General features: G+C 42.4%; 4 protein-coding genes. 3 read left to right on the top strand and 1 reads right to left on the bottom strand.

Translation table 11 applies throughout. The features are described 5' to 3' along the window. Positions 1 to 50: 50 nt before the first annotated feature. Positions 51 to 9050, top strand: a complete 9000-nt coding sequence (locus PY092_RS14685; RefSeq protein ID WP_275616562.1) for a PKD domain-containing protein — start codon at positions 51 to 53, stop codon at positions 9048 to 9050. 206 nt (positions 9051 to 9256) lie between these two features. Here the strand turns inward: PY092_RS14685 and PY092_RS14680 are convergent, their stop codons facing one another. Next, on the bottom strand, positions 9257 to 10630 hold the full coding sequence (locus PY092_RS14680) for a sugar transferase (RefSeq protein ID WP_275616561.1): 1374 nt from the start codon (positions 10628 to 10630) through the stop codon (positions 9257 to 9259). 198 nt (positions 10631 to 10828) lie between these two features. Here PY092_RS14680 and PY092_RS14675 point away from each other — a divergent pair, with 198 nt between their 5' ends. Both PY092_RS14675 and PY092_RS14670 read left to right on the top strand, forming a co-directional pair. Further along, positions 10829 to 11731 carry a hypothetical protein gene (locus PY092_RS14675; protein WP_275616560.1) on the top strand — a complete coding sequence of 301 codons (903 nt, stop codon included), beginning with the start codon at positions 10829 to 10831 and terminating at the stop codon, positions 11729 to 11731. Positions 11732 to 12072: 341 nt separating this feature from the next. Next, positions 12073 to 17291 (top strand): Kelch repeat-containing protein (locus PY092_RS14670; RefSeq protein WP_275616559.1); only part of this gene is annotated, 5219 nt, incomplete at its 3' end.

Raw genomic sequence — 17291 nt, 5'->3', positions numbered from 1 at the left:
TTGAGTGTTAGAAAGAATTCTGGCCTTTTGCTATGAACGATACCAATACCATGAAAAAAAATTACTTTTCCTATGTACTTAGGGTTTCTATTGGAACCCTCCTATTTTTATCCAGTGCTTTTTATTTTGATGCTCAAGCACAGATCAATTTTGATCAGAGTGAGTTGAATTTTAACGGGAATGCTCCTTCTGGGGTTACGTCTTTGATGTATGGCCCGGATGGAAGGCTATATGTTGCGGAATATCCCGGCACTATTTTGATTTATGACGTCGAAAGAATCAGCTCAACCAATTATAGCGTAACTGGGGTTGAGTCACTATCAGGGGTAAAGAACATAGTTAATCATGATGATGATGGAACCCCTTGTAGTGAATCTGGGTCCGATTGTTCCAATAGGGAGACAACAGGCCTTACAATAGCGGGTACTGCTTCTAATCCAGTTATCTATGTATCTTCAAGTGATTTTCGGATTGGTGCCGGTAGCGGCGGAGGAAACGGAGATGTGGATTTGGATACCAACTCAGGGATAATTACCAGATTTACTTGGAACGGTAGTTCGTGGGATGTCGTGGATTTGGTAAGAGGTTTGCCACGATCCGAAGAAAACCATGCCACAAATGGCTTGGAGGTAACTACCATTGGTGGAAAAGAATATTTAATTGTGGCCCAGGGAGGGCATACTAATGGGGGAAGTCCTTCTGAAAACTTTGTGTACACCAACGAATATGCACTTTCCGGAGCTATTTTGTCCATTGATCTGGATGCCATAAATGCTTTGCCCGAACAAACCGATTTAACTGGTCGCAAGTATATTTATGACCTTCCCACTTTGGACGATCCAACCAGAGCCAATGTCAATGGCATTGAAGATCCTGATGACCCGGCTTATGATGGAGTGGATGTCAACGACCCATTTGGGGGTAACGATGGGTTGAATCAAGCCATGGTTGTGTCCGGTGGTCCGGTCCAAATTCTATCACCTGGGTTTAGGAATGCCTACGATATTGTGGTAACTGAAAGTGGGGCTTTGTATGTTACCGATAATGGAGCTAATCAAGGATGGGGTGGATTCCCAGTTAATGAGGGTACGCCCAATGTAACCAACGCCTACGATCCATTAGAGCCTGGTAGCCAATCCCCAACAGCTGACGGGGAATATATTAACAATGAAGATCATTTAGAATTGATTACTACCGATCTTCAGTCTTATATTTTTGGAAGTTTTTATGGAGGACATCCTAATCCAATAAGGGCAAATCCTACAGGAGCTGGGTTATATACGGCGCCAAACCAAAACGGAACTGATGGAGCTGTATTTCGTACAGAAGTATATGACCCGGACGGTTCAACGCCTGGATCAACCTCAAATCCCGATATTGCTCTACCTGCCAACTGGCCTCCAGTACAAACCGCAAATAGTGTGGAGGGAGATTGGAGAGGACCTGGTTTGGTTAACCCTGATGGGGATGATGATGCCCCAATCGTAGTATGGGGTACGAATACCAATGGAATTGATGAATATACAGCGACTAACTTTGGTGGAGCCATGCAAGGTGATTTAATTGCTGGGGTAAACACTCAAGTTTTACGGAGGGTAGAGTTAAATGCCGATGGTACACTGGAAAATTTTACTCCAAAGTTTGCTGAAGGATTGGGAGGAAACCCTTTGGGAATTAGTTGTAATGGAGACTTTGAAATATTTCCTGGAACAATTTGGGCCGGTACACTTGGAGGGAAAATTATAGTTTTTGAACCACAGGATTTTATTGAATGTGATGATCCCGCTGGTAATCCTTTAGCTGATTTCGACAATGATGGATACACCAATCAAGATGAATTGGATAATGGAACAGATCCTTGTAACGGAGGTTCCCAACCTGCAGATTTCGATAAGTCAGCTGGAGCACCATTTGTTTCAGACCTTAATGACGACGATGACGATAATGATGGAATTTTGGATGAAAATGACCCTTTTCAGTTAGGAGACCCTGAAGTCGGGGGTAGTGATGCCTTTACTATTCCTATAAACAATGACCTTTTTAATGATCAACAAGGTTTGGGGGGAATATTTGGTTTGGGCCTAACTGGGCTTATGAACAATGGAGATCCCAACCCCAATTATTTGAATTGGTTGGATAGAAGAGATAATCTAAATGATCCTAACCCCAATGATGTATTAGGAGGAGCTCCAGGGCTTATGACATCCCATATGACCTCGGGTACCGCAAACGGGATCACAAATACACAAGAAAAAGGGTATCAATATGGCGTTCAGGTCGATCAAAATACCGGAGTATTTACAGCAATAGGAAATTTAATAAACTTAGAAGGCCCTTTGCGTATTTATGGAAACACAGCAGCAGTTGGAGGTGAGTTGGGGCATTTTATAGGGGATGGAACGCAAAGTAATTTTATAAAAATGGTGGTTACCACCGATGGAATCACGGCACTTCAGGAAATCAATGATGTGCCACAGCCACCTATCAATATCACCATAGCGGAAGCTGATCGCCCAAGTAGTGAAATCAGATTTTATTTTATGGTCGACCCATCCAATGGTGAGGTTACTTTGCAATATGAGTTAGATGGGGGAGGCCGAATAAATGCTGGTACTATTACAGCACAAGGAAGTATTCTTGATGCCATCCAACAATCCACACAGGATTTAGCGGTTGGTTTTATTGGTACTTCTGGCACACCTGGTGTGGAATTGGAAGGTACATGGGACTTTCTTAATGTAGTGGGTGAAGAGCCAACCCTGTCCCAAGAGATTCCAAATATTACAAGGATGGTGGATTCTGCAGATGAAATCATTGATTTGGATAACTTTTTTGCAGATGACTATGGGGATGCGAATCTTACTTATTCTGTAGAAAACAATTCCGACACCAATGTAAGTACGGCACTAAACGGAAATGAACTGACCCTATCATTTCCCTCAGTAACTGCGATTTCGGATATTACCATTAGAGCAACAGACAATGATGGGTATTTTGTGGAGGACACTTTTAACGTGACCGTAAGTGATGCTCCCGTAGTCTTATATAGGGTAAACGCCGGTGGTCCTGAACTGGCTGCTATAGATGGCGGTATGGTTTGGGGAGCAGATGAGTTGTTGAATAGTTCGCCCTATCTGTTGGACCCAGGGAACGACCGGGTTTATGAATCTTCTACAATGCCAGTGGATGGTTCGGTGAACCAAACAACGACACCTATGGAAATATACGCCACAGAACGTTTTGATAATATTTCCGGATTACCGAATTTAACGTATGCTTTTCCAGTGGCCGAACCGGGAAACTATGAGGTTCGACTATATATGGGAAATAGTTATTCAGGAACTTCGGAACCTGGGGAACGAGTTTTTGATGTGGGTATAGAGGGAACCATTTTACCACTTTTGAATGATGTTGACCTTTCCGACACATACGGGCACCAAACAGGAACGGTAATTACCCATACTTTAAAAGTAACTGATGGAACCATTAATATAAGCTTTTTTCACGGTGCTGCAGAAAACCCATTGATCAACGCCATAGAAATCCTTGATGCTTTTGAGAATGATACCCCAATATATGTGAATCCAATTGCTGATCAGATAGGAAATGAAGGGGAGCAACTTAATGGGAATTTGGCAGTGTCAGCTTTTGGAGGTGATGGAAATAGACAATATTCAGCTACAGGCTTGCCACCAGGATTGGTCATTGAACCAACCAATGGACAAATAGGAGGAACAATAAGCGAAACAGCAGCAACGGGAAGTCCTTATAATGTTACCATAACCGTGGATGATAGTGATGGGTTGACCAGTGATGCGGTTTCAGTGGATTTCACTTGGATCATAACCGAAACTTTTGCCATTCGAATTAATGCGGGGGGAAATCAAGTGAGCCCCACCGATATTGGTCCAAAATGGGAGGATAATTCCACAAATGGAGCTCAAACTGGTGGTAACTATTCGGTTAACACAGGAAGTATTACCGATTTTGAAGGAACAATATTTGAGAATAGAGACAGTTCCATACCTGCTTATATGGACAACTCAACTTTTGCAGCTCTTTTTCAAGAAGACCGCTATGACCCATCCAGTGCACCTGAAATGGAATATACCCTTGACCTTGACAATGGGGATTACGTTGTCAACTTGTATTTGGCCAATGCATATGATGGAGCGAATCAGATAGGCGATCGGATATTCGATATATTAATTGAAGGGGTATCAGTGGAAAGCGATTTTGATGTAATCGATCGTTTTGGTCATGAAGTGGCGGGTATGTTATCCTATCCAGTGGAAGTGACTGACGGCGAGTTGAACATTTTGTTTAACCATGGTCCAATGGAAAATCCATCTGTCAATGGAATCGAGATATTTAAAGTGGATTCCAATAATCCAACGTTGACATTGGCAAGTATTTCGGATAAGATTAATGAAATTACCAACAGTGTTAATATAACCGCCTCGGCAACAGGGGGAGACCCTAATGAGGATGTTGTTTACTATATGTCCGGTCATCCAGATGGGGTTTCAATTAACCCTTCAACTGGAGAAATCACAGGAAATGTGACAGTTGCCGCTGCAAGCGGAGGTCCTAGTAATGATGGTGTTCATACGGTTGTGGTAACAGCCATGAAACCTTTATCCGCACCATCAAGTCAAGTATTTACATGGACTATCGATTCACAGTACCTGTGGAACGATAAAAATGAGAATGAAAATTATACCGCAAGGCATGAAAATTCCTTGGTACAGGCTGGAGATAAATTTTATCTTATGGGAGGTCGTGAAAACGCCAAGACCATTGATATTTACGATTATACCAGTGATACATGGACTTCCTTGGTGGATTCGGCTCCTTTTGAATTCAATCACTTCCAAGCAACCGAATACAATGGACTCATTTGGATAATCGGAGCATTTAACACAAACAACTTCCCTAATGAGGTTCCTGCCGACTATATCTGGATGTTTGATCCTGAAAGCCAAGAATGGATTCAGGGACCAGAAATTCCGGAAAGCAGAAGGCGCGGTTCTACAGGATTGGTAGTATATAATGATAAATTTTATATTGTAGGAGGTAATACAATTGGCCATAACGGTGGGTATGTACAGTGGTTTGACGAATACGATCCGGCAACGGGAATATGGACTCCCCTTGCGGATGCTCCCATAGCAAGGGATCACTTTGCGGCCGTTGTTATAGCTGATAAACTGTATGTGGCTGCGGGTAGGCAATCTGGAGGCGAGACTACATGGAAGCCTACCATACCACAAGTGGATGTATATGATTTCACGGCAGGAACATGGAGTACGCTCCCTGCTGGACAGAATATCCCAACAACAAGAGGTGGGGCATCTGCGGTAAACTTCAATAATAAGCTTGTCGTCATCGGTGGAGAAGTACAAGATGAAGAAGTCTATGGAGTACTTACAGACGATGCATTGAAAGTAACGGAGGAATACGACCCGGTCACTTCTTCATGGAAACGATTGCCCGATATGAATTATGAAAGACACGGGACTCAGGCTATTGTTTCAGGTCCCGGGGTGCATATTTTGGCCGGAGCTCCAAGTAGGGGCGGAGGAAACCAAAAGAACATGGAGTATTTAGGAGAGGATAATCCCGTGGGTACACCAAGCGTTGCAAGTACATTGTCCGTCCCGAGTACCGTGGTCATCAACGATGGAGAGACAGTGGATATTGACCTTTCCTTAATAGATGGTAATGTAGGCGTGTTCGTGAAGTCGATGGAAATTACAGGTGCCGATGCAGCCGACTTCAGTATCACTTCAGGAGAATTGGAGAATGCAATTCTTCATCCAAATGACACCAGAACAGTAAGTGTGGCCTTATCGGGAACAGGGCCAGATAGGACCGCAATCCTGACCATCAACTATGGAAATTCGGGTACGGCAAGTATAGCCCTTACCAATAATCCGGACGCTGCGTTTGGGGTTACCAATCCGGGCGACCAGTATAATTATGAAGGAGACGCCGTTTCACTCCAGATTGAGGCTACCAGTCCGAATGTTACAACATATAGTGCTACAGGACTACCTCCAAACTTGAATATTGATGAAAATACGGGAATTATTTCCGGTACTATTGATGATGGTTTTGTAAGTGATGGAAGTAATGTTTTCCAAGAAGATGGTGGACTTTTGATCATTGAAGCGGAAACAGATTTCAATGATACCGCGGGAGGTTTTGATATTTTGACAGAATCTGAAACCACTTATTTATTATCAACTACCGATCATTTTGGTAATACTAATGGACAAACGGTTTCGTATGAATTCCAAATTGATAATCCAGGAGTTTATCGCTTTCATATGAAATCAGATTATAGTGGGGGTAGTTCTACTGATAAAAATGATATTTGGTTTAAAATAGACAATACTCCCGATGTGCATTTTTTCACGGTGCAAGGAGGTAGTTTGACCAGTACTACAGAATTCGAAAACATTCTTGGTGGCGGTGTCTCCAGTAAGACCATATATTATCCAGCAGGAAACGCGGAAGGGAGACCTGATTATGGAAGTTTGAATCCAGGGGTCAATGGCTTTTTCAAATTATATAGGTCAGGTTCTGGAGGTAACAAATGGGATGGACAAACAATTGATAGCAATGGTTTTCCTGTTTATGTCTATTTTCCAAGTACGGGGACGTATACCATTCAAACCTCGGAGCGTTCTGAAGGGCATAAGTTGGATAGATTTGCACTGGCACATATCGATTTAGTTGGTACAGGTGAGCCCATTGATACTTTGGATGGACCTGAATCACAGCAAGGAGAGGGAACTCAAAACCCTGGAGCAGCTGTGGATAGCCCATACAGTGTATCGGTCAATGTAACGGATAATGGCGACCCTGCAGGCAATGAAACAGTTGATTTCTTATGGTACATAGGTGTATCCGGTGAGTTGATAGCAGTCCCAGAAGCTGATGTTGTTAGTGGTGTTGTTCCATTAACGGTTAATTTTACGGGAAGTAATTCCTTGGACGATGCTGGAGTGACCAGTTATTTATGGAGTTTTAACGATGGTACCGGCACAACATCCAGCCAGGCAGACCCAACCTATGAATTTACAGAAATAGGAACTTACGTAGTGGACCTGACAGTGGAAGATGCTGATGGAGGTTCTGACACCAACACTATTACCATTGATGTAACCGGAACCGGGGTAGCGCCAACAGCCGTAGCCTCTGCCGATATTACAGAAGGCGAAGCAACCTTGGAAGTTATCTTTGACGGCAGTGGCTCAACCGATGATATACAAATTGAAAGTTATGCATGGGATTTTGGGGATAGTAACACTGCTACCGAACAAAACCCAACACATTCTTACACCACACCAGGTATTTATACGGCGGTATTGACCGTAACAGATATTGAAGGACTGACCGATACAGCCGAGTTGACCATTACGGTAAACCAACCGAATGAAGCTCCTACAGCTGTAGCTATGGCTTCTCAAGAATCTGGACCAGCACCTTTACAAGTAGAATTTATGAGTGCAGGCTCTTCGGACGACATAGGTATTATTTCCTATGCTTGGGACTTTGGTGATGGAGGCACATCTACAGAATCGAACCCTACTTATATCTTTAATACAACGGGCGTTTATGATGTTGTCCTTACCGTGACAGACGGAGGTGGTTTAACGGGAACCGATACGATTACGATTACCGTAACAAATCAAGACCCTATTGCGGTTATTGCCGCCACTCCCGACAATGGTGAAGCACCTTTGGAGGTTTCATTTACCGGAAGTGGTTCTACGGACAACATTGCAGTTGATTCGTATGCATGGGATTTTGGTGATGGAGCTACGTCTACAGAGGCAGATCCAGTCCATACCTATACCGATCCGGGCAACTATAATGCTGAACTTACAGTAACGGATAATGAAGGAGCTACCGCTACGGTATCAGTATTGATTCAAGTGACTCAAGTTGGAGGAAATCAAGCTCCAGAAGCAGTTGCTACAGCCAACCCAACAGAAGGTAAGGCGCCACTCCCCGTTATTTTTAACGCCGGTGGTTCTTCTGACGATGTGGGTATTGATTCTTATTTCTGGGAATTTAGTGATGGTAGGACTTCGGTTCAAATGAACCCAGTTCTTACCTTTGAGAATGCTGGAACTTATGATGCCACATTGACTGTTACAGACGAGGCTGGATTATCAGATTCGGTTACCATACAGATTGTGGTGACTGAAGCAGTTGGAAACCAGGCCCCAGAGGCTATTGTTACAGCAACTCCAGAAAATGGTAATGCTCCACTAGAGGTAAGCTTTATGGGAGGAAATTCACTTGATGATGTTGCGATAGTGAGTTATGAATGGGATTTTGGGGATGGCAATTCATCAACTGAAACCAACCCGAAACACACATATACTACACCTGACACTTTTACGGCATCGTTGACTGTAACTGATGGAGAAGGTTTGACGGATACTGCCACGATAACCATCCAGGTAACCGAAGAAGGTGGAAACCAGGCCCCAGAGACGGTTGTTTCTGCAACACCTGAAAGTGGTAACGCACCCTTGGAGGTTACTTTTACAGGAAGTGACTCTTCGGACGATGTTGCCGTGGTTGCATACGCATGGGATTTTGGAGATGGAACATCCTCCTCAGATGCTAACCCGGTTCATACATATAGCGAAGCAGGTAATTATACCGCAGAGCTTACAGTTACAGACGGGGAAGGTTTGACGGATACAGCCACAGTGGAAATTGAAGTGATAGAGTCTGAATCAGAAACTGATGCTACGGCAATAATAGCTCCGAATCCGGTCCCCATTACAGATGAAACGGTAAGTATTCAAATGAGTGAATTGCCAGAGAGTATAGTGGTAACTACGATACACTTGCATGATTCAATGGGTAGACTTGTAGGTACATTCGACCCGGGCCAAACGTATGACAACAGTTTGGATGCTTACAGAGTTCCTGTCTTTAATTTGAGAAGTGGATTGTATTATGTTACTCTTGAGTTAAGTGATGGGGATCCCATAGGAATTAAGTTTCTGGTATCCAATTAGAAAGTATAATAAGAAAACCTTTCATATAGCGAAAAGGCTTCCTTTAAGGAAGCCTTTTTTATTGTGACAAATACTCTTGTTAACTTAACTAGGTTGTTGTAATATGATTTACGTATAAGATTTTGCTCTTATCTATAACCAAGGGGGAATCAGTAGATAGAAACTGTATTTGTTAGTGGTTGTGTTTTTTAATGTACTGAACACTCCTATACGCCTCTAGAGAATAGTATAGTTGAGAGCGTCTTGAAAATGATTCGTAAATCTAGAACAACAGATTTGTTTTTAATATAATACAGATCATACTCTAGTTTTCGTATAGAGTCTTCCAAATTTTCACCATATTTATATTTCACTTGAGCCCAACCTGAAATACCAGGCTTTACTAAATGCCTTACATTGTAAAATGGGGTTACTTCGTTCAATTTATCAACAAATACCTTTCTTTCCGGTCTTGGTCCTATAAAAGACATGTCCCCTCGAATAATGGACCATACCTGAGGCAATTCATCAACGCGGAATTTTCGCAATACTTTGCCGAATTTCGTAACTCGCGCATCATTTTTGGTGGCCATTTTTGCCCCTTTCTTTTCGGCATCCACCACCATGGATCTAAACTTAAATACCTTGTACTCTTTTCCGTGTTTACCAACCCGTAATTGGGTGTAGAATAGCGGCCCTGGGTTAAAAAAGATGTTCAATAAGAAAACAAATGGAATGGACAGTAAGAAAGCTAAACCAGATATGAAAGTTAACAGAATATTGAATGAAAAGTTGGTTATGCCCTGAATGTAATGGATTTTATTATTGCTCAACTGCAGAATCTCATATAGACTATCGTTATGAGAGTCGATAGGAAGGGCCTCGTAGGTACTTTCGTAAAAGGAAGTATAGGTTAGCACTTCTTTACCCGACAATAGGGAGTTTACCAGCATGTTCTCCATCTGCTTGGAGAAATGGTTGTAGCTTCTGGTGTTTATGATGCACGAATCAATGTTCTTTTCCAATAATTTGTTTTCATTGATTGGATTACCATCATCAGAGTTCAAATATGTGGATACAACTTTGTAGTAAGTCTCATTTTCCTCGTTACCATTAATATTATCTAGGTTTTTTTGTAGTGAGTGCTTTGTGGTCTCATCATAAATATAAAGTGCCTTTTTTACCGTGGGAACAAATTTGAAAACGTAGTTGAAAAGCAATCGCCATAGGGACAATTGAATAGGGCAAAATATGATGAACACCAATAAATACACCTGCCAATAGGCAAAAGCAAAGAAAAATGTGGTAATGCCCACAATGGATATAGTGAACAAAAAAGTAATGGTAAAGATTCGTATGATCGAATAGGTGACTGACTTGGGAACCTTTTCCAAATTATAGGTTTCAAAAATATATGCCAACAAGAAATAATTGAGTACGCCGATACTAACAATCGCAATTTGATAGAACAGTGGGTCCTCATTTTGATAGTCCACAGCTCTTATAACGAAGTTCCTAAGGGAGATTCCTATAAGTATTAAATCACCTATAAACAGTATAGACTTTCTTTCTAGTGTATTCAATAGCGGTTTTGTGCTCATGTTTTTTGACCAAATTGGAGCTCAACAATTATGTTTTTTCACACAATCACTGAGCTAAATTCTAATAAACAAACGCTCATTATTTCAGATTAATATACGGACACCCGATTTTTTTGACGTTTGACGAAAACAAATCCGAGAGTTCCTAATGAGGGTTTTTTAGTTTTAAATTTGGATAAAACCATCATTCATTTTGTTATGACCAAGAACAATCTTCGCATCAATAAAATGTTCCCCGTAAGGTTAGTTTTTATAATCGATATCCTGTTGACCAGTGTATCTTTTGTACTTTCTTACTTTCTGTGCTCTCTTATTCTGCCAGATATATGGAGCCATGGAATGTTGATTCAATTACCAATTATTGTTGCCCTTACTTCTTTGATATTTCTATTCATAGGTATTTATAAAGGTTATGTAAAGTACAGCACTGTACGTGAAGTCTACAGTATTTTCAATGCCATCTGTCTGGCTAATATATTAACCATTGTACTTGTGGTGGTTAATGGCAAATTATTTATGGAACAGGACCTTATGGTTCCGCTGTCCATTATTATTGTGCACAGTATCGTAAGTTTTACTGCTTTGGCTCTTTCCAGGTACTTATACAAGTACTTTACATTTAGAGCTTCAAAACATATAAAGGATTCCGCGGTGTTGGTCTATAATAATACCTTGGAGGTAAAGAAATTGAAGTCCATGATTTCTCTCCTCGAGGAACGTAATGGAGAGAACAACCAGTTCTTGGTTTTGAATAGTGAACACTTTGTAAAACGTTTCAGCGATAAATATATGTCCAAATTTACTTCGTGGTATATACACGAAGATTTACTCAAAAATGATGATGACCAGTACATGGAATTTATTGATAAAATTTTAAACAATAATGAAACCGTGTATTTGGTCAATTTGGTAGCTAATAGTTCTGAATCAATAAAATATCAGTTGACCTTGATCAATGTTAACGAAAATGGCGTTTTGATCAATAAAAATCAAAAGATTCAGGACCCTAAAATTCACACCGAACAGAAGACTAGTGCGAATGAAAACCTTACCATACCTATAGGTAACAATCCCAATTACCTGAACCAACAGTCCGTTTAGGCTGGGGTTTATGCTCTTCATGCTGGTTGGTTGTATTTTCCCTGTATATTTTTCCCATAATTATCTAATCCTTCTTAAACTAGTTTTTCAAGTCCTTTAACACGAATATCTTTACAAATCATAATGAGTTGATTGTAAGGGTCATGCTTCAAATTGAAGTTTATCGATTTTAATGGTAGTTAGTCTAATTACCACCGACCATTCATGCAGCTTAAAAGCTGTGAATTATATTCGTAACGTTCCCCAAATGTAGTTCAGATTGGACATTATTAATCAGAATAGTTGGGGAGTATTTCTCTCCGCATAACGCAATACACTTCTTTAACCAAACCAACACCAAAATGAAAGAAAACTACTCCACAGTGAATAGGCTTGTGGGACTCCTCTGCCTATTTTTATTGATTATTTATTCTTCTTCAGTTTCGGCCCAGGTCAGTTTCTCACAAAACTTGCTCAATTACAACGGAAATCAAAATTTAAGTGGAGGAGTTACCGGAATGATGTTCGGACAGGATAACCGCCTTTATGTGACCTCGTTACATGGCAAGGTCAATATTTTTACCATTGAGCGAAACGGAACCAATGATTATGATGTGCTCAATGTGGAGGTGTTGGATGATATTCAAGGCATTACCAATCATGACGATGATGGAACACCCTGCAGTGGAAGTTACTCCCAATGCCATACACGGGAAACTATTGGCATCGTGGTAACCGGTACTGCACAGAATCCTGTTTTCTATGTTTCTTCCAGTGATGTTCGAATTGGCGCTGGTTCTGGAGGTGGTAATGGGGATGTTGACCTGGATACCAATTCAGGGGTCATTACCAGGTTCAGTTGGACAGGTACGGAATGGGATATTGTTGATATTGTGAGGGGGCTGCCAAGGTCAGAAGAGAATCATGCGACGAATGGCCTGGATTTAGCAACAATAGGAGGTAAGGAATACTTATTGGTTGCGCAAGGAGGGCACACCAATGGAGGAGGCCCTTCTGTTAATTTTGTGTTTTCTACAGAGTATGCACTTTCAGCAGCTATTTTAGCCATAGACCTTGAGGCCATAAACGCTATGCCAGTGCAATTGGACAATGGCCGACAATTTATCTACGATCTGCCCACGTTAGATGATCCCACGCGGCCAAATGCAAATGGTATTACCGATCCGGATGTTCCTGGGTATGATGGCATAGATGTCAATGACCCCTGGGGCGGTAATGATGGTCTCAACCAGGCTAAAGTGGTTCCCAATGGGCCAGTCCAAATCTTGTCACCAGGCTACAGAAATGCCTATGATCTTGTAGTTACCAAATCGGGAGCACTTTATGTGACCGATAATGGTGCTAATGGAGGTTGGGGAGGTTTTCCTGTTAATGAAGGTACAGCTAACGTAAATAATGATTATGATCCCAATGAACCAGGTAGCCAATCCTATTCAGGAGGGGAGCATATCAACAATAAAGACCACTTGCAACTGGTGACCACAGATTTGTCCACCTACACATTTTGGGAATATTACGGTGGCCACCCCAATCCGGTACGAGCGAACCCTTCTGGAGCAGGTTTATATACGGCCCCCGGCGATGGAAATATAGGGGCTGTCTTTAGGACAGAAACGTACGACCCTAGTTCACCAGGCCTAGGATATACGAGCAATCCAAATGTAGCGCTTCCCGCAGATTGGCCTCCCGTTCCCGTTGAATTGGCTAATAGTGTTGAAGGGGATTGGCGTGGACCCGACGAGGACAACCCAGATGGTCCTCTAGATGGTGAAATTACTGTTTGGAGTACGAATACAAATGGAATAGCCGAGTACCAGGCCTCCAATTTTAATGGTGCCATGCAGGGAGATTTGCTCGCAACCGCAAGCAGTGGTAACATAAGAAGGGTTCAACTGACGGCTGACGGACAATTGGAAAGCTTGAACCAAAGCTTTTTATCAGGTACCGAGGGTTATGTTTTGGCAATTGAGACCACTGACGATGACGAGATTTTTCCAGGGACTATTTGGACAGGAGATCTGAGCGGTAACATTCAAGTATTTGAACCTTTGGATTTTGTGGAATGTGTATTACCTGGAAACCCAGGGTACGATCCATTGGCCGATAATGATTTTGACGGTTATACCAATCAAGATGAAATAGATAATGGTACCGATATTTGTAATGGGGGGTCGCAACCTTCCGATTTTGATAGTCTTCAAGGGGGAACGTTAATATCCGACTTGAACGATCCCGATGATGATTCCGATGGTGTTCCAGATGTGGATGATCCTTTCCAATTGGGTGACCCGGCCACAAACGGAAGCGATGCCTTCACATTACCCGTTTCCAACGACTTCTTTAATTACCAGCAAGGCTTGGGGGGTTATCTTGGCTTGGGTTTTACTGGATTTATGAATAATGGAGCTGGTAATGGAAACTGGCTGAATTTTACCGATAGGCGTGATGACCCCAACGACCCCAATCCTAATGATGTCATGGGAGGTGCCCCCGGAATTGTGACCATGCATATGACATCGGGGACCGCTTTGGGAACAACCAACACACAAGAAAAGGGACTTCAATATGGTGCACAAGTTGATGTTACTACGGGGAAATTCCGCATAACAGGCGGTATGGTCGGGTTTACAGGATCTTCCCGTTTATACGGTACTACAGCAGCTACCGATGGTGAGCTTGGATTTTTTATTGGGGATGGAACACAATCCAATTATATCAAATTCATAGTCAATACGAATGGTTTTGTCATACAGCAGGAAATAAACGATTTGCCCAGTGCGCCCATAATCACACCCATTTCTATAGCAGATCGCCCTGAAACGGGAATGTTGTTCCATTTTATGGTAGACCCTTCAACTGGGGAAATTACTTTTGAATATCAAATTGATGGGGCAACACCCGTTGAGATAGGTAGTTTGACTGCTCAGGGAACTATTTTGCAAGCCATTCAAAACCAGGGTTCCGATTTGGCCCTTGGACTTATAGGTACTTCCAACACTTCAGGTGTGGAGTTAGAGGGTAGTTGGGACTTTCTAAATATTAGTGGAAGTTCTCCGACCATAGTAAAGCAAATTTCCGATTTGGAAAGAATCATCGGCTCTTTAGATGAAACCATAGATTTAGATACCGTTTTTGATGATAATCAAGGTGTCGAAAATTTAACTTATACCGTTGCGAACAATACCAATCCCGGCATAGATGCAACTATAGTATCCAACATGTTGACAATCGTATTTCCAGATACGTCGCAAGAAAGCACAATTACCATTCGGGCTACCGATAACGAGTCTTTATATGTGGAAACGTCCTTTTTGGTAAAGACTGTTGAGGAAAGTATTGTACTATACCGTGTCAACACCGGAGGACCAGAAATAGCATCCATCGACAATGATATGGTTTGGGCTGCAGATCAGGCCCCCACTAATTCACTTTTTTTGATAGAACCAGCGTCCAATAACACCTACAATGGCACAATAACGAGTCTGGATAACACGGTTGATGCGAACAGTACACCCTTTGAAATATTTGATACAGAACGTTTTGATGAGGTAAGCGGTGCTCCTAACATGGCCTATTCTTTTCCCGTCTCCAAAAACGGAAATTATGAAATACGACTTTATATGGGCAACGGCTATTCGGGAACATCCCAGCCGGGAGAGCGTATTTTCGATGTACGTATCGAAGGAATTGATTTGCCACTTTTGACCGATATTGATCTTTCGGAGGCCTTTGGACATGCAACGGGAGGTATGATAAGCCACATTGTGAAAGTGTCGGATGGAGCCATTACCATTGAATTTTTGCACGATGCCATCCAAAACCCCTTGATTAATGGAATTGAGATTTTGGATGTTTCGGATACTAATACCCCAATTTATGTGTTCGATATTCCAGATCAGATCAGCAGTCAAGGAGAGCAGCTAAATGGCAGCTTGATTGTCGATGCCGTTGGAGGCGACGGTAACCTTTCCTACATGGCGCAAGGGTTGCCTCCCGGAATCTTTATTGAACCTACAAATGGACAAATAGGTGGGACCATTGCAGCAGATGCCGCAGAGGGAAGTCCTTATACCGTTTCGGTAACGATAGATGATACTGATGATGTCACAGAAGACGCAACGACAGTAAGTTTTCAATGGGATATTGACGGCGAGTATTTTTGGACCGATAAGAATGAGAACCTTGATTATACTGCACGACATGAAAATTCATTTGTGCAGGCCGGTGATAAATTCTACTTAATGGGAGGTCGTGAAAGTGCACAGACCATCGATATTTATGATTATGCAACCAATACTTGGTCATCATTGTCTAACTCTGCCCCATTTCAATTCAATCACTTTCAGGCCACAGCGTACAAAGGCCTTATTTGGGTAATCGGTTCATTTCAGACCAATGCATTTCCCAATGAAATTCCCGCAGAATTTATATGGATGTTCGATCCTGCCCATCAAGAATGGATACAAGGTCCGCAAATACCTCAAAATAGACGTAGGGGGTCGGCCGGATTGGTGGTCTATCAAGATAAGTTCTACGTAGTTGGTGGAAATACCGACGGCCATGATGGAGGGTATGTACCATGGTTTGATGTTTATGATCCATCAACGGGTACCTGGACAACCCTCACTGATGCCCCAAGGCCTCGGGACCACTTTTCAGCTGTAGTAATTGGTGACAAGCTATATGCAGCAGGGGGAAGACTCTCTGGTGGAGCTGAAGGGGTTTGGGCACCAACTATAGCAGAAGTCGATGTTTATGACTTTACAACCGAAACCTGGATTACCTTACCCAGTGAGCAAAATATTCCAACACCAAGAGGGGGTGCTGCTGCGGTAAACTTCAACGATAAACTAGTGGTCATTGGAGGAGAAGTGGAAGATGAAGTGGTTTATGGTGTTTTGACCGATGATGCCCTTAAGGTGACCGAAGAATACGATCCACTTGCAGGTGTATGGAAGCGATTGCCAGATATGAACTATGAACGTCATGGCACACAGGCTATTGTCTCGGGACCTGGAATCCATATTTTGGCCGGGGCTCCGAGTCGAGGAGGAGGAAACCAAAAAAACATGGAATTTTTGGGAATAGATGCCCCTGTTGGAACAGCTAGTCAGGCTAGTACATTGCAGGTTCTGGAGAACGTTTCTTTTGGAGATGACGAAACCCTTGACATAGATTTGTCCGTAGTAGGTGGAAACGTTGGTATATTTGTTCGCTCCGTGGAAATCACGGGTACCAATGCTTCAAACTTTGATATAAGTACGGGAATTCTTGCCAACGCTTTTATCGGCCCAGATGAAACCCATACCATAACCATATCTTTAAATGGTAGTGCCTCCGGTATAAACGCAACGTTGAACATAGTCTATGGAAGTGCAAATACAGCTAGTATCGAACTCACGGGGACTGGAGTAAATAGTGAAGGGGTGGTAAGTTTTACCTTGGTCGATGCCAGTACGGACACCGACCTGTTTAACCTTTTCAATGGCCAACAATTGGACTTGGGCCCCACGGGCGGACAGTCGCTCAACGTTCGGGCGAACACCTTGGGAGGACCGGG

This window comes from Flagellimonas yonaguniensis (assembly GCF_029193885.1).
Taxonomy (GTDB): Bacteria; Bacteroidota; Bacteroidia; order Flavobacteriales; family Flavobacteriaceae; genus Flagellimonas; species Flagellimonas yonaguniensis.
This window is presented reverse-complemented; position numbering and strand designations above follow the sequence as displayed.

Bases quoted from the DNA above. Each gene is read 5' to 3' on its own strand.
- PY092_RS14685 (WP_275616562.1), top strand. From the start codon at position 51: ATGAAAAAAAATTACTTTTCCTATGTACTTAGGGTTTCTATTGGAACC.
- PY092_RS14680 (WP_275616561.1), bottom strand. From the start codon at position 10,630: ATGAGCACAAAACCGCTATTGAATACACTAGAAAGAAAGTCTATACTG.
- PY092_RS14675 (WP_275616560.1), top strand. From the start codon at position 10,829: ATGACCAAGAACAATCTTCGCATCAATAAAATGTTCCCCGTAAGGTTA.